Source organism: Pseudomonas sp. KH_024_B2 (genome assembly GCF_057839965.1).
In genome coordinates, this window is the sequence record NZ_CM174502.1 from 3,413,045 (window position 1) to 3,436,874 (window position 23,830).

General features: G+C 60.5%; 26 protein-coding genes. 12 read left to right on the forward strand and 14 right to left on the reverse strand.

Going from position 1 to position 23,830, the window contains the following annotated elements; all coding sequences use genetic code 11:
* Nucleotides 1-29: 29 nt before the first annotated feature.
* From AC3I0A_RS15830 to AC3I0A_RS15850, 5 genes are all read right to left on the reverse strand, one after another.
* A complete protein-coding gene (locus tag AC3I0A_RS15830; RefSeq protein WP_489372951.1) occupies nt 30-1,460 on the reverse strand; it encodes a cbb3-type cytochrome c oxidase subunit I in 1,431 nt (476 codons plus the stop codon).
* 3 nt (nt 1,461-1,463) lie between these two features.
* The gene (locus AC3I0A_RS15835) at nt 1,464-1,904 is read right to left on the reverse strand and encodes a c-type cytochrome (protein ID WP_489372953.1); all 441 of its coding nucleotides are present in this window, start codon (nt 1,902-1,904) and stop codon (nt 1,464-1,466) included.
* Between the two features lie 276 nt (nt 1,905-2,180).
* Entirely contained in the window at nt 2,181-2,438 is a 258-nt protein-coding gene (locus AC3I0A_RS15840; RefSeq protein WP_489372955.1) for a cytochrome C oxidase subunit IV family protein, read from the reverse strand.
* Nucleotides 2,439-2,448: 10 nt separating this feature from the next.
* A complete protein-coding gene (locus tag AC3I0A_RS15845) occupies nt 2,449-3,036 on the reverse strand; it encodes a cytochrome c oxidase subunit 3 (RefSeq protein ID WP_489372957.1) in 588 nt (195 codons plus the stop codon).
* Complete coding sequence (locus AC3I0A_RS15850; protein ID WP_489372958.1) at nt 3,020-3,823, reverse strand: CbbQ/NirQ/NorQ/GpvN family protein; 804 nt, start codon at nt 3,821-3,823, stop codon at nt 3,020-3,022. Before AC3I0A_RS15850 ends, AC3I0A_RS15845 begins: the two co-directional genes overlap by 17 nt.
* A gap of 198 nt (nt 3,824-4,021) precedes the next feature.
* Between AC3I0A_RS15850 and AC3I0A_RS15855 the strand changes: the two genes are divergently transcribed.
* The 12 genes from AC3I0A_RS15855 to AC3I0A_RS15910 all read left to right on the forward strand — a co-directional run bounded on the left by AC3I0A_RS15855 (nt 4,022) and on the right by AC3I0A_RS15910 (nt 13,918).
* On the forward strand, nt 4,022-5,710 hold the full coding sequence (locus AC3I0A_RS15855) for a cytochrome D1 domain-containing protein (RefSeq protein ID WP_489372960.1): 1,689 nt from the start codon (nt 4,022-4,024) through the stop codon (nt 5,708-5,710).
* A 24-nt stretch (nt 5,711-5,734) separates the two neighbouring features.
* Complete coding sequence (locus AC3I0A_RS15860) at nt 5,735-6,049, forward strand: c-type cytochrome (protein WP_489372961.1); 315 nt, start codon at nt 5,735-5,737, stop codon at nt 6,047-6,049.
* A gap of 16 nt (nt 6,050-6,065) precedes the next feature.
* On the forward strand, nt 6,066-6,395 hold the full coding sequence (locus AC3I0A_RS15865; RefSeq protein WP_489372963.1) for a c-type cytochrome: 330 nt from the start codon (nt 6,066-6,068) through the stop codon (nt 6,393-6,395).
* Nucleotides 6,392-7,570, forward strand: a complete 1,179-nt coding sequence (locus AC3I0A_RS15870; protein ID WP_489372965.1) for a cytochrome D1 domain-containing protein — start codon at nt 6,392-6,394, stop codon at nt 7,568-7,570. Before AC3I0A_RS15865 ends, AC3I0A_RS15870 begins: the two co-directional genes overlap by 4 nt.
* Before the next feature lies 1 nt (nt 7,571).
* On the forward strand, nt 7,572-8,030 hold the full coding sequence (locus AC3I0A_RS15875) for an Lrp/AsnC family transcriptional regulator (RefSeq protein WP_489372966.1): 459 nt from the start codon (nt 7,572-7,574) through the stop codon (nt 8,028-8,030).
* Complete coding sequence (gene ahbB, locus AC3I0A_RS15880) at nt 8,027-8,542, forward strand: siroheme decarboxylase subunit beta (protein ID WP_489372968.1); 516 nt, start codon at nt 8,027-8,029, stop codon at nt 8,540-8,542. The genes AC3I0A_RS15875 and ahbB (AC3I0A_RS15880) overlap by 4 nt, the downstream gene beginning before the upstream one ends.
* Nucleotides 8,535-8,978 (forward strand): Lrp/AsnC family transcriptional regulator, encoded by a 444-nt coding sequence (locus AC3I0A_RS15885; protein WP_489372969.1) that lies wholly within the window; start codon nt 8,535-8,537, stop codon nt 8,976-8,978. Before ahbB (AC3I0A_RS15880) ends, AC3I0A_RS15885 begins: the two co-directional genes overlap by 8 nt.
* The gene (gene ahbB, locus AC3I0A_RS15890; protein ID WP_489372971.1) at nt 8,953-9,456 is read left to right on the forward strand and encodes a siroheme decarboxylase subunit beta; all 504 of its coding nucleotides are present in this window, start codon (nt 8,953-8,955) and stop codon (nt 9,454-9,456) included. Before AC3I0A_RS15885 ends, ahbB (AC3I0A_RS15890) begins: the two co-directional genes overlap by 26 nt.
* A 26-nt stretch (nt 9,457-9,482) precedes the next feature.
* A complete protein-coding gene (nirJ, locus tag AC3I0A_RS15895) occupies nt 9,483-10,661 on the forward strand; it encodes a heme d1 biosynthesis radical SAM protein NirJ (protein WP_489372973.1) in 1,179 nt (392 codons plus the stop codon).
* A 70-nt stretch (nt 10,662-10,731) separates the two neighbouring features.
* On the forward strand, nt 10,732-11,571 hold the full coding sequence (cobA, locus tag AC3I0A_RS15900; protein WP_489372974.1) for a uroporphyrinogen-III C-methyltransferase: 840 nt from the start codon (nt 10,732-10,734) through the stop codon (nt 11,569-11,571).
* The gene (locus AC3I0A_RS15905; RefSeq protein WP_489372976.1) at nt 11,568-13,073 is read left to right on the forward strand and encodes a cytochrome D1 domain-containing protein; all 1,506 of its coding nucleotides are present in this window, start codon (nt 11,568-11,570) and stop codon (nt 13,071-13,073) included. The genes cobA and AC3I0A_RS15905 overlap by 4 nt, the downstream gene beginning before the upstream one ends.
* A gap of 428 nt (nt 13,074-13,501) precedes the next feature.
* On the forward strand, nt 13,502-13,918 hold the full coding sequence (locus tag AC3I0A_RS15910; RefSeq protein WP_489372978.1) for a UDP-N-acetylglucosamine acyltransferase: 417 nt from the start codon (nt 13,502-13,504) through the stop codon (nt 13,916-13,918).
* 94 nt (nt 13,919-14,012) lie between these two features.
* On the opposite strand, the gene AC3I0A_RS15915 is transcribed toward AC3I0A_RS15910, so the two are convergent.
* The 9 genes from AC3I0A_RS15915 to nosR form a co-directional block, all read right to left on the reverse strand.
* Entirely contained in the window at nt 14,013-14,507 is a 495-nt protein-coding gene (locus tag AC3I0A_RS15915) for an RES family NAD+ phosphorylase (RefSeq protein ID WP_489372980.1), read from the reverse strand.
* Nucleotides 14,504-14,950 (reverse strand): Xre family toxin-antitoxin system antitoxin, encoded by a 447-nt coding sequence (locus AC3I0A_RS15920; protein ID WP_489378512.1) that lies wholly within the window; start codon nt 14,948-14,950, stop codon nt 14,504-14,506. The genes AC3I0A_RS15915 and AC3I0A_RS15920 overlap by 4 nt, the downstream gene beginning before the upstream one ends.
* A 192-nt stretch (nt 14,951-15,142) precedes the next feature.
* Nucleotides 15,143-15,886 carry an SDR family NAD(P)-dependent oxidoreductase gene (locus tag AC3I0A_RS15925; protein WP_489372981.1) on the reverse strand — a complete coding sequence of 248 codons (744 nt, stop codon included), beginning with the start codon at nt 15,884-15,886 and terminating at the stop codon, nt 15,143-15,145.
* Nucleotides 15,887-16,014: 128 nt separating this feature from the next.
* Nucleotides 16,015-16,542, reverse strand: a complete 528-nt coding sequence (locus AC3I0A_RS15930) for a nitrous oxide reductase accessory protein NosL (protein ID WP_489372983.1) — start codon at nt 16,540-16,542, stop codon at nt 16,015-16,017.
* A 33-nt stretch (nt 16,543-16,575) separates the two neighbouring features.
* Nucleotides 16,576-17,406: an ABC transporter permease gene (locus tag AC3I0A_RS15935; protein ID WP_489372985.1), complete on the reverse strand. Its 831-nt coding sequence runs from the start codon at nt 17,404-17,406 to the stop codon at nt 16,576-16,578.
* Entirely contained in the window at nt 17,403-18,341 is a 939-nt protein-coding gene (locus tag AC3I0A_RS15940; protein ID WP_489372987.1) for an ABC transporter ATP-binding protein, read from the reverse strand. The genes AC3I0A_RS15935 and AC3I0A_RS15940 overlap by 4 nt, the downstream gene beginning before the upstream one ends.
* Entirely contained in the window at nt 18,338-19,645 is a 1,308-nt protein-coding gene (locus AC3I0A_RS15945; RefSeq protein ID WP_489372989.1) for a nitrous oxide reductase family maturation protein NosD, read from the reverse strand. Before AC3I0A_RS15945 ends, AC3I0A_RS15940 begins: the two co-directional genes overlap by 4 nt.
* A gap of 27 nt (nt 19,646-19,672) precedes the next feature.
* Nucleotides 19,673-21,592 carry a TAT-dependent nitrous-oxide reductase gene (gene nosZ / locus AC3I0A_RS15950; protein ID WP_489372990.1) on the reverse strand — a complete coding sequence of 640 codons (1,920 nt, stop codon included), beginning with the start codon at nt 21,590-21,592 and terminating at the stop codon, nt 19,673-19,675.
* A gap of 55 nt (nt 21,593-21,647) precedes the next feature.
* The gene (nosR, locus tag AC3I0A_RS15955) at nt 21,648-23,828 is read right to left on the reverse strand and encodes a transcriptional regulator NosR (protein ID WP_489372992.1); all 2,181 of its coding nucleotides are present in this window, start codon (nt 23,826-23,828) and stop codon (nt 21,648-21,650) included.
* Nucleotides 23,829-23,830: the final 2 nt, after the last annotated feature.

The window sequence follows — 23,830 nt, forward strand, 5'->3', positions numbered from 1 at the left end:
GGCCGCCCTCCTCTAGAGTGTTCCTTGACTCACGAACGAACGGCGGATGCATTCATTTCAGTGATCGCCACACGCCCCCGCTGCTTGAAGCTGAACAGGTAGCAGATCAGCCCTGCGAAGAAACCGAGGCCGGCGCCCAGACGGGCCCAGAACAGCACTTGCAGATGATCGACAGTGGCCATGAACGGCAACGCGACCCCATCGACCGGCCAGCGTTGCAGGTAGATCTGCACGGCACCGGCAGCGGTGAGCAACAGCGTGATCATCACCATCGACAGGGTCATCAACCAGAAGCCCCAGATCTCCAGGTTCTGCGAACGTTCGTCCGCCGCCTCGCCGAGCCCGCGCAGTTTCGGCATGGCATAGCTGATCAAGGTCATCACGATCATCGCGTAAGCACCGTAGAAGGCCAGGTGACCGTGAGCCGCCGTCAACTGCGAACCATGGGTGTAGAAGTTGACCGGTGCCAGGGTGTGCAGGAAGCCCCAGACGCCAGCGCCGAAGAAGGCGGTTACCGTGGTGCCCTTGGCCCACAGCGTGGCCGCACGGTTCGGGTGGTCCCGGCGCCGGTTCTTGACCATGGTGAAGGCGAATATCACCATGGCCAGGAACGGCAGCGGCTCGAGTGCCGAGAAGATCGAACCGACCCACAACCAGACCTCAGGCGCACCGATCCAGAAGAAGTGGTGACCGGTACCGATGATCCCCGTTATCAACGCCATGGCGATGATCACGTACAGCCATTTCTCCACGACTTCCCGGTCCACGCCGGTGATCTTGATCAGCACGAAGGCCAGCATCGAGCCCATGATCAGTTCCCACACGCCTTCTACCCAAAGATGCACCACCCACCACCAGTAGAACTTGTCGCGGGCGAGGTTGCCGGGGTTGTAGAAGGAGAACAGGAAGAACACCGCGAGCCCGATCAGCCCGGTCATCATGACCATGCTGACCGTGGTCTTGCGACCTTTGAGCAAGGTCATGCCGATGTTGTAGAGAAAGCCCAGGCAGACCACCACAATGCCCATCTTGGAAATGGTCGGCTGCTCCAGGAACTCCCGCCCCATGGTCGGCAGCAGCTCGTTGTGGGTCAGCTTCGCCAGGCCCGCATACGGCACCAGCAGATAGCCCAGGATCGTCAGCACGCCAGCGGCGGCGAATACCCAGAACAGGATGATCGCCAGCTTGGGACTGTGCAGTTCGCGGTCGGCCTCTTCCGGAATCAGGTAGTAGGCAGCACCCATGAAGCCGAACAATATCCAGACGATCAGCAAGTTGGTGTGGACCATCCGCGCCACGTTGAAGGGAATGATCGGGAACAGGAAGTCCCCCACCACGTATTGCAGGCCCATGATCAAACCGAACAGTATCTGACCGAGAAACAGCATCAGGGCAAACACGAAGTAGGGTTTGGCCACGGCTTGCGAGGCGAATTTCAGATGCGGATTAGCAATACTCATCACTCAGCCCTCCTTGTTTGGCGGCCAGCCATTGGTATTGATGTTCGAAGTCCATTTGAGGAACTCGGCGATGTCATTCACCTCCTGTTCGCTCAGATTGAATTGAGGCATCGCGCGCCGGTCTGGTATGCCCAGCGGCTGCATTTTCATCCAGGCATGCAGAAAGGGCTTGAAACCCTCCTCCCCGCCGCGCCGTTTGAACACGTTGCCCAGTTCAGGCGCGAAGTACGCACCCTCGCCCAGTAGCGTGTGGCAGCCGATGCAGTTGTTGTGCTCCCATACCGTCTTGCCGCGTATCACTGATTCGCTCAATAGCGTTTCATTGCTGCGTTCCGGAAATGTCTGCTCGGTGTGATAGGTCAAGGCCAGGAATATCATGAAGAAGAAGATGCTTCCCCCGAAGTAGATATTCCTGGCCATGCCTTTAGTGAAGGTCTCTGACATGGTCGCTTCCTCTTTGCTTGGCCTGTCCATTCTAGGAAGCGAAGGGTCGAAACCTGCTTGATGGCGATCAAGAAACGCCGATGGTTTTGGTTCCCATCAAGAAGCCGGGTACCTTACCTGTGGCGAGGGAGCTTGCTCCCGCTGGAGTGCGAAGCGCTCCCAAAACCAGGCGATGCGTTTCTTCAGTGAGACCGCATTGGCAGGTTTTACGACTGCTTCGCAGCCGAGCGGGAGCAAGCTCCCTCGCCACAAGGTAGGTGCTCGACTCAAAACACCTTAATTGACCGACACCAGCGCCAGCCCCACCACCGCCGCCAAAACCACCGCCCAGCTCAACATCAACCTGCGCCACAAACGTGGCGCGTGGCGCATTTCCATGAAGCCGTCGGCGATCAGCCAGGCCTTGCCGACGGCAACCAGCAAGATGGCAATGGACAGTAGCGTGGTGGCTGCGGCATGCCCCAGCACCACGGTGCATACGCTTAGCGCAGCCAGCCCTGTCCAGCAGGCGAGCAGAACCCTGGAAGCGGACATGAGAACCTCGTCAATTCAGCACGTAGACCAGCGGAAACAGCAGCACCCAGATCAGATCGACCATGTGCCAATAAAGCACGCCGGACTCCAGCCCGCTGGGGTTGCTGGCGCTGTACAGACGACGCCGGCAGCGCTCGGCCAGCCAGCCGAGAATCAGCATGCCGAGTAGCACATGCAGGAAATGAAACCCGGTGAGGATCCAGTACAGGGTGAAGAAGGTGTTGTGCTCCATGCCCAGCCCGCAGGCCAGCAGATGCGCGTACTCAGTGAGTTTCAACAGCACATAGACACTGGCAGCCAGCAAGGCCGCCAGCAGGAACAGCGCGCCGTGGCGGGCCCGCGATTGCCGGACCTGTTCCTGAGCCAGCGCGGCGAATAGCCCGGCGGTGAGCAGGCTCAAGGTCATCGCCAGCCCGGCGGAGCTGTTGAGCAACTGGCGGCTTTCGCTGAACATCTGGGGTTTCAGTGCCTGGGTCACGGCGAACGCGAGGATCAGGATCGCGAACACCGAGAGCTCGGCGAGGATGAAAAACCACATCGCCAGATCGCCCGGCAAATGACCGGGAGACGCGGCCGTGATATCAGGCAAAGTGGACATCAACCACGCCCATCAGCGCCGCAACGGTCAGCGGATCATCGCTCAACGGCTCGGCCAGACAGGCCATGCACGCCTCACGCGGGCTCATGCCGGAGCGGATCATTCGCGCGGTGAAAATCAGCAACCGGGTGGACGCGACTTCTTCCAGATCATGTTGATCGAGCCGGCGCAGGGCCTGTCCCAGCCTGACCACCTGCGCCGCCAGCGCGACGTCCACCTGGGCTTCTCTGGCGACAATGCGCTCTTCATCGGCCACCGGTGGATAGCCGAAGCGCATCGCCACGAAGCGCTGGCGGGTGCTGGGTTTCATGCCTTTGAGCAGGTTCTGGTAACCGGGGTTGTAAGACACCACCAGCATGAATGACGGCGGCGCCTGCAGCACCTCCCCCGTACGTTCGAGGAACAGCTCCCGACGATCGTCAGCCAGTGGATGCAGCACCACCACCGTGTCCTGGCGCGCCTCGACCACTTCGTCGAGGTAACAGATGCCGCCTTCACGCACCGCGCGGGTCAGCGGCCCGTCCTGCCACCAGGTGCCCTGGGCACCGATCAGATGACGGCCGATCAGGTCGGCAGCGCTCAGGTCGTCATGGCAGGCCACGGTGTACAGCGGCAGTTTCAGCCGATGGGCCATGTGCTGGACGAAACGGGTCTTGCCACAGCCGGTAGGGCCTTTGATCAGCACCGGCATGCCATGTCGCCAGGCTTGCTCGAACAGCGCTTCTTCATTGTTCAGCGGTTGGTAGAAGGGTTCGGCCTTGTGTTCGGCAGAATGAGTACGGTCCATGGGGCACCTGAGGCAAGAGCGGGATTGAGGACCACGCTACGGGCGCCTGCGACAACCTGGCAAGCGACGTGGCCGGCAAACTTGATCGCGGTCAAGCGAGCATTGGCCTGCGGGGCATAGCCTTGCATGGCACTAAGAACCTGCGCTCTGTGCTGCCGTTTCAGCGCATCGCAAAGGTCTCGCCTGAGGAGAAATGGAATGCTGATCAGCAATAGAAAAACCTTTGCTCTGACCGTCGCCAGCCTGTGCTCGGCACTGGCATTGGCCGTGACTCACGCCGCCAGAGCCGAGGAGCCCGCCGCCGCGGCAAACCCGCCCATGGTCAAAACAGCGGGAGCGCCCGACCTTGGCCAGGCCGAGTTCGACTCATCCAAGGAGATTTATTTCCAGCGCTGCGCGGGCTGTCACGGGGTGCTGCGCAAAGGGGCCACCGGCAAGCCGCTGACCCCGGACATCACTCAAGGCCGCGGCCAGCCTTATCTGGAAGCCTTGATCACTTATGGCTCGCCGGCCGGCATGCCGAACTGGGGGACGTCCAATGCGCTGACCAAGGAACAGATCACAGCGATGGCCAAGTTCATTCAGCACACGCCGCCGACGCCGCCGGAATGGGGCATGGCCGAGACGCTGAAAACCTGGAAAGTGCTGGTCAAACCCGAGGATCGTCCGAAGAAGCAGCTGAGCAAACTTAACCTGCCCAACCTGTTTTCGGTGACGTTGCGCGATGACGGCAAAATCGCCCTGATCGACGGTGAGAGCAAGAAGATCGTCAAACTCATCGAGACCGGCTATGCGGTGCACATCTCCCGTATCTCCGCCTCCGGACGCTACCTGCTGGTGATCGGTCGAGACGCCAGGATCGACATGATCGACCTGTGGCCACTGGAGCCGACCAAGGTCGCCGAGATCAAAGTGGGCATCGAGGCGCGCTCGGTGGAAACCTCCAAGTTCAAGGGCTACGAAGACAAATACACCATCGCCGGTTCCTACTGGCCGCCACAGTTCACCATCATGGACGGCGAGACCCTGGAGCCCAAACAGATCGTGTCGACTCGCGGCATGACCGTCGACAAGCAGGAATACCACCCCGAACCCCGGGTCGCGGCGATCATCGCCTCCCACGAATGGCCGGAGTTCATCGTCAACGTCAAGGAAACCGGCAAGGTGATGCTGGTCAATTACCAGGACATCAAAAACCTCACCGTCACCTACATCGATGCTGCGCCCTTCCTGCATGACGGCGGTTGGGACAGCAGTCACCGCTACTTCATGACCGCTGCCAACAACTCCAACAAGGTCGCCGTGATCGACTCCAAGGAGCGCAAATTGACCGCGCTGGTGGAGGTCGGCAAAACCCCTCACCCCGGTCGCGGCGCCAACTTCAATCACCCCACCTACGGACCCGTCTGGGCCACCAGCCATCTGGGTGATGACGGCATCTCGCTGATCGGTACCGACCCGGCCAAACACCCGCAATACGCCTGGAAACAGGTCGCCTCACTCAAGGGCCAGGGCGGCGGATCGCTGTTTATCAAGACCCACCCCAACTCCCGTCACCTGTATGTCGACACCACCCTCAACCCGGACGCCAAACTCAGCCAGTCCGTAGCGGTCTTCAACATCGACAAACTCGACAGCGGCTACACCGTGCTGCCCATCGCCGAGTACGCCGGTATCAAGCAGGGAGCCATGCGGGTCGTGCAACCGGAATACAACAAGGCCGGCGATGAAGTCTGGTTCTCCGTGTGGAGCGGCCAGGCAGATGAATCGGCGCTGGTGGTGATCGACGACAAGACGCTCAAGCTCAAAACAGTGATCAAGGACAAGAGACTGATTACCCCAACCGGTAAATTCAACGTCTACAACACCCAACACGACATCTATTGAGCTCCATCAATACGAGAGAACCTGATGAAAAATATCCTGATTCCACTGTTCGCCCTGACCGCTGCGCTGAGCCTGCAACCGGCATTGGCACAAGACGGCCCGACGCTGTTCAAGAGCAAACCCTGCGCAGCCTGCCACTCCATCGACACCAAGGTAGTCGGCCCTGCGCTCAAGGAAGTCGCGGCCAAGAACGCCGGCGTTGCCGGTGCGCAAGAGACCTTGGCTAAACATATCAAGGAAGGCACGCAAGGCAATTGGGGGCCGATGCCAATGCCGGCAAACCCGGTGACTGAGGAAGAAGCGAAGGTTCTTGCGGCTTGGGTACTGACTCTCAAATAACGACAGGGAGGGCGTCATGAAGGTTTACCGACACGCTGCGATTTTGGCGGCCCTCCTGCTGATTTTTTGCGCAACCGCGGTTGCGGCGCCCGACGTCAAGCGTCAGGCACAACTCGAACAGCTGCTGGCCCAGGACTGCGGCGCTTGCCACGGCCTGCGCATGACCGGCGGGCTCGGCCCCGCACTGACCCGCGAAGCGCTGGCCGGTCAATCCACGGACAACCTGATTGCCACCGTCACCCAGGGCCGACCCGGCACCGCGATGCCCGGTTGGGGCCCGTTGCTCAGTCCCGACGACATTCGCTGGCTGATCGATCTTCTTCTCCAAGGATATCCCGCACCATGATCCGTTCAATCCTGCTGTCAGCGGCGATCGGTCTGTTGTTGTCCGCCTGCGCTCAGCCACCCTTGCGTGGCACCGGCGATCTGGGGGTGGTGGTGGAACGTGCCAGCGGTAGCGTGCAAATCATCGAAAGCGACACCCGGACCGCCCTCGCCCGACTCGAGGGTTTCGGTGATTTGTCCCATGCCTCGGTGGTGTTCTCCCGCGACCAGCGCTATGCCTACGTGTTCGGCCGCGACGGCGGGCTGAGCAAAATCGACCTGCTGACCCGGCGTATCGACCAGCGGATTATCCAGGGCGGCAACAGCATCGGCGGTGCCATCAGTCAGGACGGCAAGCTGATCGCGGTGTCCAATTACGTGCCCGGTGGCGTCAAGGTGTTCGATGCCGCCACCCTGCAACAGGTGGCCGATATTCCTGCCACGCTGCTGCCTGATGGGATCAAACGTTCGCGGGTGGTCGGGCTGGTGGATGCGCCCGGGCAACGTTTTGTGTTCAGCCTGTTCGATACCGGCGAGATCTGGAGCGCCGATTTCAGTCAGGGCAACACGCCGCAGATCAGCCGCTTCAAGAACATCGGCCAACAACCCTACGACGCCCTGATCACCCCGGATGGGCGTTATTACATGGCCGGACTGTTCGGCGAAGACGGCATGGCTCAACTCGACCTCTGGCACCCGGAACGCGGGGTGCAGCGGGTGCTCGGTGACTACGGTCGCGGTCAGACAAAACTCCCGGTCTACAAGATGCCCCATCTGGAAGGCTGGGCAGTCGCCGACAATCAGGCCTTCGTGCCCGCCGTCGGGCGTCATCAAGTGCTGGTGATGGACTCGCGTAACTGGCAGCAGACCGCGGTGATCCCGGTGGCCGGGCAACCGGTGTTCGTCACTTCGCGGCCGGACGGTCGGCAGCTCTGGGTCAACTTCGCCTACCCGGACAACGACCGGGTTCAGGTCATCGACACCGAGACCCACGCCGTGGTCGCCGATCTGCAGCCGGGACCGGCGGTGCTGCATATGGAATTCACCGCCCGTGGCGATCAGCTGTGGCTGTCGTTACGCGACGGCGATCAGGTTCAGGTCTGGGACCCGTACCGCCTGAAACAGCTGACCACCCTGCCGGCAACAAAACCGAGCGGGATCTTTTTCAGCAGCCGCGCGCAGAAAATGGGGTATTGAAATGAAACTTGACCCACTCAGCCGCCGCCTGATCGACCGCTTCCAGCATGGCATGCCGCTGTGCCCGGAACCTTACAAGGAAATGGCGCACACCCTGGGTTGCACCGAAGCCGAGGTGCTGGCCTGTCTGCAACACCTGGAACTGGCCGGCATCCTGTCACGGATCGGTCCGGTGTTCGAACACCGCCACGCCGGCGCCAGCACCCTCGCCACCCTGGCCGTGCCCGCCGAACGCCTGCAGCAGGTCGCCGAGCGCGTCAGCCGCTATCCCGAGGTCAATCACAACTATGCACGGGAACATCACTACAACCTCTGGTTCGTACTGACCGGCCCCGATCGCCAACACCTCGAACGAGTGCTCGACGAACTGGAGCAAGACACCGGCCTCACGCCGCTGGACTTGCCGATGCTGACCGCCTACCGCATCGACCTCGGCTTTGCCCTGGGAGATGTGTCATGAACGCGGGCTTGAATGCTGAACAAGCGCTGACACTGCGCCGGCGACTGGAAACCGGTTTGCCATTGGTGCCGCGTCCCTACCAGGCTCTCGCCCAACAGATAAACGCCGACGAAACCCAGGTGCTCGAGCAAATGCGTCAATGGCGCGAGCAAGGGCTCTTTCGCCGGGTGGGCCTGGTGCTCAATCACCGCGCAGTCGGCTTTGCCGCCAACGCCATGCTGGTGCTGGACGTTCCAGATGCGCTGATCGACGAAGTCGGCCAGCGCCTGGGGCGCTCGCCCGGCATTACCCTCTGCTATCAACGGCCACGGCGGTTGCCGCAATGGCGATACAACCTGTTCTGTATGGTTCACGGTCGGCAACGGGATCGGGTCGAGGCACAGATCCAGACGTTGCTGGAAACCCATCTGCTGAGCGACCTGCCCCATCAACTGCTGTTCAGCACCCAAGTGTTCAAACAATGCGGCGGGCGTTTTGCCCAAGCACCGACAGGAGCACCGCCCCATGGATGACCTCGACCGTCGATTGATCAACCGACTGCAACTGGGCCTGCCGCTGGTACGCCATCCCTGGCGGGTGCTGGCCGAGGAACTCGACAGCAGCAGTACCGAATTGCTCGACCGCCTGCATGAATTGCTCGATGACGGCATTCTCACGCGCTTCGGCCCGATGTTCGACATCGAGCGGCTGGGCGGCGCCTTCACCCTCGCGGCGCTGGCGGTCCCGGAAGAGCGCTTCGAGGACGTCGCCGAACTGCTGCATGGCATGCCTGAAGTGGCGCACAACTACCGTCGCGAACACGCCTGGAACATGTGGTTCGTACTCGGCTGTCCGACGCAGCAGGGCATCGCCGAGACCCTGCAACGCATCGAAACCCTGACCGGCCTGCCGCTGCTCAACCTGCCCAAAGAGGAGACCTACCATGTCGGTCTGTATTTCCCGGTCTGAAGACGCGCTGGCCTACCGGCTGATCGAGCTGACCCAGGCCGGCCTGCCGTTGCTGGACGATCCCTGGGCCTGGCTCGCCGAGCAGTTGGGATTGAGCATCGACTCCACCCTGGATTTGCTCCAGCGGCTACAGGCCGAGGGCGCTATCCGCCGTATCGCCGCCGTACCCAACCACTATCGCCTGGACTATCGCTACAACGGCATGACGGTCTGGGATGTGCTCGACGCGGACATGCCGCGTCTCGGCGCGTTGATCGGCGCGCAACCCTTTGTCAGCCACTGTTATCGCCGGCCGCGCCGAACTGCGTGGCGCTACAACCTGTTCGCCATGGTCCATGGCCGCAGCAGCGACGAAATCGACAGCTACCGCGAGCACCTGCGCTGCTTGCTGGGCGACGCCTGTGCTGCCGACGAGATGCTGGTGAGCAGCCGCATCCTGAAAAAAACCGGTTTGCGGCTACCGCCAGCGCCACGCTGAACAAGCGCGCACTCAAGGAGAGTTGCATGTTGAGGATCAGCCATTACCTGCGTGCCCTGGCCGGCCAGAGTCCCGCCCCTCGAACCAGCCCGCCGGGCAGCACCCGAGCGCCAGTGGTGATCTGGAATCTGCTCAGGCGTTGCAACCTGACCTGCAAACACTGCTACGCCACCTCGGCCGACAGCGTCTTTCGCGACGAGCTGGACACCGCCGCTGCACTTAAAGTGATCGACGACCTGCACGACGCAGGAGTACGGGTCTTGATTCTTTCCGGTGGCGAGCCGCTGTTGCGCGACGATCTGTTCCAGCTCAGCGCCCACGCCAGAGACAAAGGCTTCTTTGTCGCCCTGTCCACCAACGGCACGCTGATCGATGAGCAGAATATCGCGCAGATCAGCGCGGCGAATTTCGACTATGTCGGGATCAGCATCGACGGCCTGCAAGCCACCCATGATGCGTTTCGCCAGCTCAAGGGCAGCTTCGCCAGCTCCATGCAGGCGATCCGGCTCTGCCGTGAACAAGGCATCCGCGTCGGCCTGCGCACCACCCTGACCCAGGAGAACCATGCGCAGCTGCCCCAGTTGCTGGCGCTGATGCGCGAGTACGACGTGCAGAAGTTCTATCTGTCGCACCTCAACTACAGCGGTCGCGGCAAACGCAGCCGCAAGCTCGACGCCCGGCAGCAGATGAGTCGCGAGGCGATGACACTGATCTTCGAGCGGGCCTGGGAGGACATCGAGCTGGGCCGCGACAGCGATTTTGTCAGCGGCAACAACGATGCCGACGCCATCCTGTTGCTGCAATGGGTCGGCCTGCGTCTACCCGAGCATTACCCCCGACTGGAACAGATGCTCCGCGCCTGGGGCGGCAACGCTTCGGGCAGCGGCATCGCCAACATCGACAACACCGGCGAGGTCCACCCGGACACCTACTGGTGGCAGCACTCGGTCGGCAATGTCCGGCACACCGCGTTCCGCACCCTTTGGCTGGACCGGCCTGACGCCTTGTTGCAGCAGCTGCGCAAGCATCCGCGAGCGGTCGGCGGGCGCTGCGGGCAATGCCGCTGGCTGAGCATCTGCAACGGCAATACCCGCACCCGCGCCTGGGCCGAAGGCGATCTCTGGGGCCAGGACCCCGGCTGCCACCTCAGCGATGAAGAAATCGGCGTGCAGCCGTTACCGACCATTCCTTGCACGATCTACTGAATAGCCTGGCCGGCGAACCCTCTGGCAAACGATGGGGCCGGTAAACCTGATGAAGAACCAAGGAAGTCCCATGCATCCATCGATTGTTTTACCTGCCGCGCTTGAGTCCCCGTTCAGACCGGGCGAAGTTGCCCTGGTCGGCGCTGGCCCCGGTGACCCACGCCTGCTGACGCTGCGCGCCTGGAGCCTGTTGCTGCAGGCCGACGCCGTGGTCTATGACCGGCTGATCAGCCCCGAGCTGCTGAGTTTGATTCCCCAGACCTGCGCCCGGCATTACGTCGGCAAGGCCAGCGGTTGCCACAGCCTGCCTCAGGAACAGATCAACGAACTGCTCGCCGACCTCGCCGATCAGGGGCAGCGCGTGGTTCGGCTCAAGGGTGGCGATCCGTTCATTTTCGGCCGTGGCGCCGAGGAACTGCAGTACTTGCTCCAGCGCAGCATTGACTGTCAGGTGGTTCCGGGCATTACCGCCGCGTCAGGCTGCAGCACTTACGCGGGGATTCCACTGACCCACCGCGATCTGGTCAACTCCTGTCGTTTCATCACCGGCCATTTACAACGCGATGGCGTGTTGAAATTGCCCTGGAGCAGCCTGGCGGACAGCAGCCAGACCCTGGTGTTTTACATGGGCTTGGCGAACCTTGCGCTCATCTCTGAGCGCCTGATCGAAGCCGGCCTGGCTGCCGACACACCGGCGGCGCTGATCAGCAACGGCACCCGCCCCGACCAGCACGTCGCCCGCGGCACACTGCAACAACTGCCGACCCTGGCGCTGGACTGCCCCCAAGGCATTCCGACACTGACCGTGATCGGCAAAGTGGTCGATCTGTTCGCCGCCGAGCAGCTGGAGTACCCGGCGCGCATTTACCCCGCTCAGTCGCCGCTACGCCCCGCCAAGGTGGCGGTATGAGGCGACTGGTGCTTGCCCAATTGCTCTGGATCAGTGCGGCCCATGGCGCCGCAGCGACTCCGAATTCTGCTGCTTCGCTTGAACAAGCTGCGCAAAACTACCAGCAGCATTGCCAGAGCTGCCATGGCGTCAACCGCCTCGGCGGCGCGGGACCGGCGTTGCTACCGGAGAGCCTCGGCCGGATCAAACCCGATGAAATTCGCCGGGTGATTCAAAGCGGCCGCCCGGCCAGCCAGATGGCCGGGTATTCCAGTGTGTTCAATCCGGCACAGATCGACGCGCTGGTGGACTACCTTCAGCAAGCACCCGCCACTTCACCCACCTGGAACGATGAGCAGATTCGGGCCAGTCACAGCCTGCTCGCCGACATCAACAAGCTACCTATCACTCCCCAGCATGGCGTCGACCCGCTGAACCTGTTCGTGGTGGTGGAGGCCGGCAACCATCACATCAACATCCTCGACGGCGATCGCTTTGAAGTGCTGGCGCGCTTTGCTTCGCACTTTGCCGTGCATGGCGGGCCGAAGTTCTCGCCGGACGGCCGCTTCGTTTACTTCGCCTCCCGCGACGGCTGGATCAGCCTGTATGACCTGCACAACCTGAAACTGATCGCCGAGGTGCGCGCAGGACTCAACACCCGCAACCTGGCGGTGAGCAAGGATGGACGCTGGGTGCTGGTGGGCAACTATCTGCCAGGCAGCCTGGTGCTGCTCGATGCCCGCGATCTGTCGCTGGTCAAAACCATTCCGGTGATCGGCCAGGACGGTAAAGCGTCACGGGTCAGTGCGGTCTACACCGCGCCGCCGCGCGAGAGTTTCATCGTCGCGCTCAAGGACGTGAAGGAAGTCTGGGAGCTGTCGTACGCCGGCAAAGCGGACTTCGAACCGCGACGCATCAATGCTCAGGACTATCTGGACGACTTTTCCTTTTCGCCGGACTACCGACAGTTGCTGGCCACTTCACGCAAGGCTCAGGGCGGTCAGGTGGTCGACCTCGACAGCGGCCAGGTGGTCACCGACATACCGCTGCCGGGCATGCCACATCTGGGCTCGGGTACCTACTGGAAACGCAACGGCCAGTGGGTGTTCGCCACGCCGAATATCAGCAAGGGGCTGATCTCGGTCATCGACTTCAAGACCTGGAAGCTGCTCAAGGAAATTCCGACATTGGGGCCGGGCTTCTTTATGCGCAGTCACCTCAACTCACGGTATGCCTGGACCGACGTGTTCTTCGGGCCCGACAACGATGCGATCCACCTGATCGACAAACAGACCCTGGAAATCGCCCATACCTTGCGCCCGATGCCCGGCAAGACCGCCGCCCATGTCGAGTTCACTCGCGATGGGCGTTACCTGCTGCTGAGCATTTGGGACACCGAGGGTGCGCTGATTGTTTACGACAGCAACAGCCTCAAGGAGATCAAACGGATACCGATGAACAAGCCGTCGGGCAAGTACAATGTTGGCAACAAGATTGAGTTTGCGGAAGGGACTTCGCACTAAGCTTTGTGCCCCACCCAATACGCCACGCTGGTTGCGAGCTTTTGAACCCGGCTCTGTGATGGCCTTGGCCACCACCTCTCGACTGGCTTCGTACATGTCCAACGCGTTGAAATCAGAATCAAGAAGCGAAGGGCTGAACCAAATCAACAGAGCCCAATCGGCCTGCTATCCTGATAGGGGCCGCGACACACCGGCCTTTTTTAATCTGAATCCGCGCCGGGCAGCCATTTCTCAACTCTGTAGCGTCGAAACCGGCCTGTCTGGTGCGATGCGTAATGCTAAATAGCCATATCTCATTTTCAAGAAAGGAAACAGGGATGCACTCAAGGATTGCCGTCGGGACATTGCTGGTCGCTATGCTAAACGGGTGCACATCTGTTCCACCTTTGAATTTCTCCGTACAAAGCGTTTCGCCCTCGACTCACAAGATGGATGCGGACCTTCGCGCAGTATCCGTTTCCTTTTCTGCGCCAAATGAGCAAACAGGGGATGTGCCGTCTGATGGTGAAGGGATTCCCGAACTCTGGGAAAGGGCAGTTGTAGAGGCCGTTAACAAAAGCTCAGTGTTCGACGACGAGTCGACAAAAAAAGTGAATCTTTTCGTCAAAATCCAGGAACTGGATTCGCCGGCAGCTGGGGTGACCATGGTCACTGATGCTTCCGCAAAGTACCTGCTGGTAAATCGGAAAACGGGCGAAACCTTGCTCGAAGAAACGATAACCACCAAGGGAGTCGTCCCTCCTGGCTACGCCTTCGCGGGTATCGTCCGTGCCAAGGAATCAGTCAATCGGGCCGTACAGAACAACATTCGAGATTTTCTGACGAAACTGGAAGCTCAGAAGTAAAATTAGGCGTAAAGACCAGGTGACCCGCTGCTGGTGGCATATCCATTAGCAGTGATGTTTCCTGGAACCGAAAAGCTACCCGGTTAGGTGAGTCTCAGGATTTCTTGAGCAAACGGGTGTCTAAGCCGAAGCGCTCCTGAGAGACAAGCTTGAATTTATCTGCGGCCAAGTCGCAGCTCACCAGTAAATTCCACGAATGACGAGTGACCGCGCAAGGGATGAGCAAGAACGGATGCTGGGCTAGCAGCTGATCAGCAAACTGTTGCTGATTGGGCGAGGGTTGAGACGGGATGAGCCAGTTCGGGTTCGGCACATCTTCAGGTTGAACAACGTTAATGAGTTCCGGATCTAGCACTTCGAAACAGGTCAGCACGTGAGGCACCATATCGAGAGTATCGAAGCCTACGTGGGCCGCGACCTCCAGGATGGCAGTGGACGGGTCGGCCGAAGCGTAAATAACCCGGCGGCCGGGAGGGTTCCATCGACCACCGGATCTTTGCGCACCAATGCCACTGTCCCACGTGTCCTTGTAGACCTCGCGGTCAAGGCGCCAAGCGTGCCACTTTCCGTCCCAGGGCAAAGGATTCATTGGTAGACCCCGTGTTCAATCCGGGTCAGGTAGTCCTCTACCACCTGGAAGCCAAGCGAGTTGTCGATCAGCTCCAGCGGGACATTACCGTCGAGGTATTTGCAGGGCTTCTTCAGCCAGTCCTCAGCCAACTGCTGATTGCCAAACACGTTGGTGGCGTGCTCCAGGGTCTGCGCATATTGGAAGGCAACAGTGCTCTGCTGCTGGTTCAGTCGTACCGGCTTGGTCTCTTTCACCAAGCGCTGGACTGTCCTGACGGACTTCCCAGTGATTCGCTGAACAAGGCCGTGCTCCATGTAAAGAGTTGATGTAGAAAGCATGTCCCTGACGTCGCTCAGGTTGAAGCCTTCCTGCGTGTACCGGATGATCAACATGCGCGTGTCACCTTTGCGGCCATGTAACAGCACCTCAACAGGCTTTTTGATGACCTTCTTGCGCCCCATCACCACGACTGCTTTTTCTGTGGATTTGACGGTTGGCTTGTCTGCTTGATTCGCTGCGGGCATACCAATTACCTCCATACGACATTTGACGTAATGATAGCGCCAAATGTCGCGACTTGGGCAATTGAGTTTGTCGGCTAGCGTGTATTGCACACGGAATCGATCCGTCCGTACAGCTGCCCTCTACGCCTTTCAGCTCAGGGTATACCCGCTATCGACCTTCCAGTCCTGACCAAAGACACCCCGCGCACCCTGGGACAACTGAAACACAATCACATTGGCCACCGCCGCAGCATCGAGAAAATGACCAGGCAGCAGACGTTTCGCCAGGTTGTCAGCGACATCGCCCAATTGCTCCTCGCTCAACCCCAGGTTGTCCCACATCGAAGTCGCAGTCGGCCCTGGCGAGACCAGATTGATTCGCACATCAAAACGCGCAAACTCCACCGCCAGAGTGCGCACCTGAGCCACCAGCGCCGCCTTACCGGCAATGCAGGCAGCCAGCCCGGGAAAGCTCGAACCGGTCAGAAAACTCCCGACAAACACCACTGAAGCCGGGCTCGCCAGTTCACCGCGCAACGCCGCCAGAGTATTCAATGCCCCCGCACCGTTGACCGCCCATTGGCGCTGGAAGGCATGCATATCCAGGCTATCGGCCATTTCCGCAATACCGGCATTGGGCACCAGATAATCCACCGGGCCCAGTGCCGCGGCGCATCGGGCGAGACCCTGCAAGTCCTCCTGGCAAGTGACATCCCCGGCATGCCAGTGCAGTCGTTCGCCGTAGATCTGCTGCAATGCCGCCAGCTCGCCAAGGGAACGTGACATCGCCAGCACCTTCACCCCTCGGGGCAATAGCGCTGCGCACAACGCCAGGCCAATCCCGGAGCTGGCACCCGTGACCACCGCCAAACGATCCTGAAACTCGGTTTTCATCATTTCCTCCTGGGCATCGCTAATGCCAAGCACTGGGGACGTAACAGACCCCTATCTTTGAGCAGGCGAAGAAATACCGACTTGACGCCGATCAGATTTTCTCGACACAGCTTTGGATGACCAGCCGCTCAATGAGGCGCGTGCGACATGGCGGATTGCTGTTGGAGCAGCGCCAGATCGATGTCGCTGAAGCGCAGCACTCGACCACCCGTGTCAGCGGCGAGCTTCTCGGCCGCCTGCTGGTCGGAGAAAGACGCCAGCACCACGCCCATGGCACCTTTGAGCCCGGAGCCGATCACATAAAAAGCATTTTTCGCATCGATCAGACGGGAGTCATCCGGTGTATTCCAGGTGCTGCGGCCCATGTCGTGGACATAGAGTTTGGCATCGCCATGATGATTTTCCGGCTGCAACCACCAACCGAGCATTTCCGCCGTGGAGCAGAATTTCTTGATTGCGCCCGGCTCGACCACCTGGCCCTTGGGCCCGGGAAATCCGGTGATGAGCATCCCGCAGACATGGCATTCGTCGCTGGGGTGAAAGGCCGCAGCAACGTCGTTCCAGGTTGTCTGCACGGGCTTGTCACAGGCCGCCAGCAGCACACAGACCATCAGGCCAGCCAGTGCCCGCGCCGTACTCAGGTACAGGGTTTTCATCGTCAACAGCTCCGCAAATATCAAGAATAAAAATCACGCCGACCGTCGAAGAAACAGCAGGTAGGCCAGCCATAACGGCAGCGCGACCCACAGCAACAGACAGAGCCAGAGCATCGAGCCCGGCATCGGCAAATCGCTGCCCAGCGTCAGCACGCCGGCGGCATTGGCACTGGACTCGAAACCCGAGAGATTGATCAGGCGATAGACGTCGGCGGGATTGAGCAACAGCAACCAGGGCAGCACTTTCGGGCTGAACTGGCCTTCGCTGAGCACCAGTAGCGCCAGCAACGCCAGATCGAACACCAGCACAAAGAAGAACCACACCCCCAGCGCCAGGCCGGCAGCGGTGGATTTCTCGGCCGAAACGCTGCTCAGCACATAGGCCAGGCCGAGAAACCCCCAGCCCAGCAGGGTCGAGGACAGCATGAAGCGCCCAAACGCCCAGAGCAGCAGGCTCAGCTCGACATCCTCCACCAACACGGCGATCGCCAGCATCGCGCAACCGAAACCGATCAGTGTCGCCAGGGCCAGGATCAACCCATGGCCAACGAACTTGCCCAGCAGGATCTGCCCGCGCCCCAGGGGATAGGTCAGCAACAGCAGCAAGGTGCCGCTCTCGTCCTCGCCGACGATCGCGTCATAGGCCAACAGCAAGGCGATCAGCGGCATCAGGAAGGTCGCCAGACTGGCCAGGCTGGCGATGGTCGCCGGCACCGAGGTAAAGCCCAACTGCCCGGAGGCCGCAGCGCCCAGCCAGGCGATGCCGATCGCCAACACCGCGAACAACAGGCTGATCGCCAACAACCAGCGGTTGCGCAAACCGTCACTGAATTCCTTGCGGGCCATGTTCCAGATCGGTTTCATACGCCCTCGCTTTTCGGCATCGCAGCATTCTGCATCACAGCGGCCCGGCTCATGTAATAGCGGTAAATATCCTCCAGAGAGGGCTGATGAATTTCCACGTCTGCCGGTTCGTCTTCATTGAGTAATTGGCGCAACAACCCGAGCTTGCGGCCATTGAGCGCGGCCACTTCAAGACCTTCCAGGCCCCAGCGCTGAGTGACATGCCCGGCGTTGTTCCAGCGCTGCTGCAGAGGTCCGGCGCGCTTGAGCCCGTTAGCGCGAATCAGCGTCGGCAAGCCGGCTTCCTCCCGCAGCGTGCGCAGACTGCCAAGCGCCAGCAGGCGGCCTTGAGTAAGAATCGCCGCACGGTTGATATGCGCCTCGACGCCCGGCAGTACGTGAGAACAGAGAATGATGCTGGTGCCCTGACTTCGCAGGCGGTCGAGCAACCGGTAAAGATCCTGGGTGGCAATGGGATCGAGGCCGACGGTCGGCTCGTCGAGCAACAGCAACCGCGGCTCGCCGAGCAGGGCTTGAGCCAGGCCCAGGCGTTGGCGCATGCCCTTGGAGTAAGTCTTGACCCGCCGGTGAGCCGCGCCTGCCAGGCCGACTTCTTCGAGCAACACATCCACCTGAGCACAAGACGCGCCTTTGAGCCGCGCGAAATGGCGCAAGGTCTCAAGACCGCTCAGCTGCGGGTAAAAGGTCACGTTCTCCGGCAAGTAGCCGAGCAGACGCCGCACCTGCGGATCACTGGGCAAGCGGCCAAACACCCGGACCTGCCCTTCACTGGCCTGGAGCAAACCGAGCACCAGCTTCATGCTGGTGGTCTTGCCCGCACCGTTATGTCCGAACAAGCCCAGTACTTCACCTTCAGCCAGACTCAGGTTCAGCTTATGCAACACGGTACAGTGCCCATAGCGCTGGCTGACGCCTTCGATATCGACGACATTCATGAGGCGGGCTCCTTGGTCAGGGTTTGAATGGGTGATTCCATCAGCGGATGGCTGTCCAGCACCCCCGGCGATTTCATCACCGGAAAGGCCCGCTGCACCCAGCGCAGCAACTCGATCCCGGGGCTGTTCATCAATAGCCGCACCTGGGGATACAGCCACAGCAGGCGGTCGACATTGTCATTCGGTTCATAGGCGACATCACCCAGGCCATCGTCATTGCGGTCCCAGCCCAGATAGTCGCTCCAGTAATTGCCACGGCCATCTGCCGACCACTCCTGCAAACGGGTGGCGACGTACTTGACCTGCCGCTGGTTGCCGACAAAGGCGTTGTCGGCGATGCGGTTGTCTTCGGAGCCGGCGGTGAGGTGAATGCCCACGGCACTGCGCTCGAAGTGGTTGTGTTCGATGCTGTTGAACAGCGAGTTGTAAATGAACAGCGCTTTGCCCTCGGCGCCGCTGATCATGCTGTCGCCGGTCGAACCGTCGCGCACGTCAGTGACAAAGTTGTCGCGCAAGGTTGAATAGGTGATGTAGTTCATCAGGATGCCGTAGTTCTGATCCTGTTCGGAGCGATTGCCGATCACCCTGAGCTTGCGGCTTTGCATCAAGGCGTAGCCGGTACGGGTGCGGCGGGTGGTGTTGCCGATCAGCTGATTATCGTTGGCGAACATGTAATGCACGCCGTAGCGCAGGTCTTCCAGGGTATTGCCCTGCAGCAGATTGCCGTTGGAGGTGTCGATGTAAATGCCATCGCGGGTGTCGCGCACATGGTTGCCGATGACCCGGGCGCCATGCACCGCATACAGATGAATGCCGTTGCCACGATCCTGCGAGCGCATTGCCGGATCCCCCTGAATGCTGTTGTCGATCAGGCTCACATCCTGAGTGCCATCGACCCATATGCCGAAACCCTGGCCTTGCATGCGATTGCCCTCAACCACCGCGCCACTGGCCTTGGGCTGGATGAATACCGCCGCATTCATGGCCGTGAGGTCGTGCCCCCAGTCCAGAAAGGTGCAACCCTGGACCTTCACCTGCGGCGCGCTGATGATCAAACCGTTGCCCTGCCCTTGCCCCTGAAACACCGCTCCCGGTTCGCAAAGAATCTGCATCGGTTGATCGACGCTGAACGAGCCGCGGTATTCCCCGGCAGGCAGGCGCCAGCGTTGCTCGCCATCGGCCTGCAACGGCAGCGCGGTGATGGGTTGCACCGCCGCCAGAGCGCTGCCTGAAATCCACAGGAGCGCAAGTGCAATGACGTTTATCCGGGAGCCACGAACCGGGTTTTCCTTGATATCGGCCATTGGCCCGCTCCTGTCGATTGGCAACCGTCAGGCCCGCTCGACCTTCATGCGGCCGACCATTTCCATGTGCAGCGCATGGCAGAACCAGCTGCAGTAGTACCAATGCAGGCCAGCCTTGTCGGCAGTGAAGGTAATGGACGAGGTCTGCTGCGGGCTGATTTCCATGCTCACGCCATGGTTGGTCATGACAAAGCCGTGGGTCACGTCTTCAATCTGGTCGATGTTGGTGATGGTCACGGTGACCTCATCGCCCTGTTTGACGGTGAACTCCGGCATGCCGTAGGCCGGGGCCATCGAGGTCATGTAGACGCGGACTTTCTTGCCGTCGCGGATGACCTTGTTGTCGGTCTCCAGCTTGATCCCGTCCTTGGCGGCGATCGCTACGGTTTCGGCGAAAAACGGGTCGTTGCGGTCCCAGATCTTCTTGGTCTTGATCTGGTCCCGACGGGCCATGACGCAGTCGTGGGGTTCGGCGAAGGCCGGGCCGTCGTGCACCAGTTTCATTTCCTCACCGGAAATATCGATCAGTTGGTCATTTTCCGGGTGCAACGGGCCGGTCGGCAGGAAGCGGTCCTTGGAGAACTTGCTGAGGACCATCAGCCATTGGCCGTCGGCCTCGCTGGTTTCGGTCAGCGAGGCATGGTTGTGACCCGGCTGGTACTGCACGTCGAGTTTCTGCTTGATGTAGTTGACCTTCTCGCCGGTGTAAGCGCGAATGGCCTCCTCCACGTTCCACTTGACCACCTGGCTGTCGATAAACAGCGTGGTGTAGGCGTTGCCGCGGCCGTCGTAGGTGGTGTGGAGCGGACCAAGACCCAGTTCAGGCTCGCCAACCACCACGTCGCGCGGTTCCTTGATCTTGTCGCTGAACAGATCGTCGAGCTTGGCAATGGCGATGATGGTGCAGGTCGGCGAGAGCTTGCCGTTGGCAATGAAGTACTTGCCATCAGGCGAGGTATTGAGGCCGTGGGGGTTCTTCGGCACCGGGATGTAACGAGTGAATTCGCTGTCCTTGCCAGCGGTTTTACGACCGTCGACCACCGGTACCTTGGAATCGCTAAGAGTGATGAACTTGCCGGCCTTGATCGCAGCGATGATGCGCGGAATGTTGAACACCACCACCCAGTCGCGCTCGTTGCGCATCATGCCGCCCAGGTCGTAGGCCTTCTCCGAGTTGTAGCAGGTCGACGCCGCATACTTGCCGGTGTAGTCGGCGTCAGTGTTATCCAGGTTGCCGTCGACGATGACCTGGAAGGCCATCTCCATCTTCTCGGCATCGATGGCGTTGAACATTGTGTAGCTGTTCTTGTCCTGCAGGTCGAAGGTGCTGCCGTCATTGGGGTGCGGAATGACGAACTCGGCATTGGCGAACACGTACTTGGTGTACGGCACTTTCTGCAGGCGCAGACCGTGCACGGCCTGCACATTGGGCACGGTGAGCATCTTGTCGCATTTCATGACATCCAGACGGATGCGCGCGACCCGGCTGTTGGCCTTGTCATTGATGAACAGGTACTTGCCGTCGTACTTGCCGTCGGTCAGGGACAAGTGTGGGTGGTGGCAGTCGCCGTTCTGAAACCGCGCGCTATCGCCCATGATCCGCTTGCTTTCGTTGGTCATGCCCCAGCCGGTGGCGGAATCGACGTTGAACACCGGGATACGCAACAACTCACGCATCGACGGAATGCCCATGACCCGCACTTCGCCCTGGTGACCGCCACTCCAGAAACCGTAGTACTGGTCCAGTTCGCCCGGAGCCACATGGACTTTCGATTGTGCGTCCTTGGCCGCTGCCGCCCAGGACTCGCGAGTGAACACCGCGCCGCCGATGGCCGTGGCACCGGCCAGCACCGCACCGGTGACCGCGCTGGTGCCGAGGAAGCCGCGTCGGCTGAGACCAGTCGATTCCGCTGCTTCAGCTGGTTTTCTGGATTCTGTATCAGTCATAAAGTGTGCTCCATGAAGAGATAAAAAAGTCACTGCGGACGTGCGCTCACGGGGTTCATTCCGCAGCCATCACTTCCACGACAGGTATCAGTTGCACGCCAACCGGTGCGGCCTTGCCGCGCTTCTTGCGCTTGTTGATCAGCGGCGGGCATTTGTTCTCGTTGTGGTAAGTCATCTGGCAATCGAGGCAGTAGTGGCACTCGTTGGCATTGATCCGGCCATCGGGATGAATCGCCTGGATCTCGCATTCTTTGGCGCACAGTTGGCAGGGGTTGCCGCAGTCCTTGCGCCGTTTCAGCCAGTCGAACAGGCGCAATTTGGTGGGAATCGCCAGCGCCGCGCCCAATGGGCAGATGTAGCGGCAATAAACCTTGCGGGTGAAGATATTGATCACCAGCAGCGCCACCGCGTAGAGCACGAACCACCACTGGCGGTCGAACCTGAGGGTGATGGCTGTCTTGAACGGTTCCACTTCAGCGAACAGTTCGGCAGTGGTCATCGATTCCAGGGAGACGCCGAACAGCGCCAGCAGGATGATGTACTTGATCGCCCACAGCCGTTCATGGACTGAGAATGGCAATTCGTACTGGGGAATCTTGAGTTTGCGCGCGGCTTCGTTGATCAACTCTTGCAAGGCGCCGAACGGGCACAGCCAGCCGCAGAACACCCCGCGGCCCCAGAGCAGAATGCTCGCGGCGGTGAAGACCCAGAGCATGAAGATCAGCGGATCGGTGAGAAACAGCTCCCAGCGAAAGTTCTCGAACAAGGCATGGACGAAGGTCAGGACGTTGACCACCGACAGTTGCCCCAGGGCATACCAGCCGATGAACACCACGGTAAAGATCAGGTAGCCACGGCGCAGCCAATGCAGAAACCGTGGCCGGCGGGTGAATGTGTCCTGCAGGAACAGGATCGCCGTGAGCAGCAGCAAGGCCGCCCCGAGCACCATGATCTGGAGCTGCTTCTGATACCAGATAGTCACCCACATCGGCCGGCTGGCTTCCTCGATGGCCGCCAGTTCCTCGGCGCTGGGCAACGGCCGTTCCAGGTATTGCTCGGGCAATTGGTAAGGCAGTTCGAAGCTGCTGAAGGTGCCACTGACCGGCCCGGTCTGACGGCGCACCAGCAACTCCAGGGACCAGGCGGCTCCCGGATCGAACCTGACCGGCTCACGCACAATGAAAATCGACATTTCATTGAACTCGGGCATGCCCTTGGCGAACACGTCGTCGAGCCGTTGATGGTCCATATCGCGAAAGCTGATGACGTTGCCGAACTGGCGCAATTGCACCCGATCGAAGATCCCGCCGCGCACATAACCCGAACCTTTATAGGAAAACAGGCCGCGACCCAGCACGGCGATGGCCTGCTCGCCGGGCTTGAGATCCTGCATGAGGAAACGGTACTGATTGTCGCCCAGCAGGTTGCGGCCGATGGTCGGCGGGTTCAGGTCGGCAATGTAGAGTTCGATAAAGGTCTCATCGATTTGCTCGGCGACGGCATTGTCGACGCCCTCGGCCTCGGTGCCCTTGAAGGCGCTGTCGACCTGGCCGCGGGTCAGGTTCAAGCGGCGGATAGCGCCGTTGCCGGTCAGTTGCTCCCAGCTGGCAGGTTCGAAAAAGTCCTCGCGCACGGTGGCGGGTTTGCGCGTCACGCCCGCCTTGTCCTCGATCAGCTTCAGCGACACGGCCACCTCATGGGCGGCGCGCATGATCACCTCATTGACCACCATCGCCGTGACTGTCGCGCCCGCGATCGCATCCACGGTGACCGCGTTCGGGTCGCTGGAATGGCCGACGACGACCCGCTGACTGACCTTGATGTCTTTGTATTTGGCGCTGAAGGCGTGAAGTTTTGCTTCGGGAATCCCGATCAGCAGAATCGGCTCGTGGTGCTCGAGGACATAGGCGTCCTGAATCACGCCAGCGGTGTCGAGGATCACCTGGGTATTGATCGGCTTGCCCGAGTAGGCCGGAATATCGACCACATCCAGACTCTGGAACACATAACCGAGGACCTTGCCGCCGGCGGACAGCGTGCACACCTTGAACTTGCCGTCGGGCTGGGAAACAGAATCGACTTGAGGGAACACTTTCTCGATGCGTTGCTGTTCGATGTCACCGTAGGTTTTAGCCTGCACCACCTCGAAGGTGACGAACATCAGCGCGAGCATGATCACCAGCCAGACGCTCCAGGAGCGCAGGTTGCCAGGTATCGAAGGCTGATGGATCTTCATGG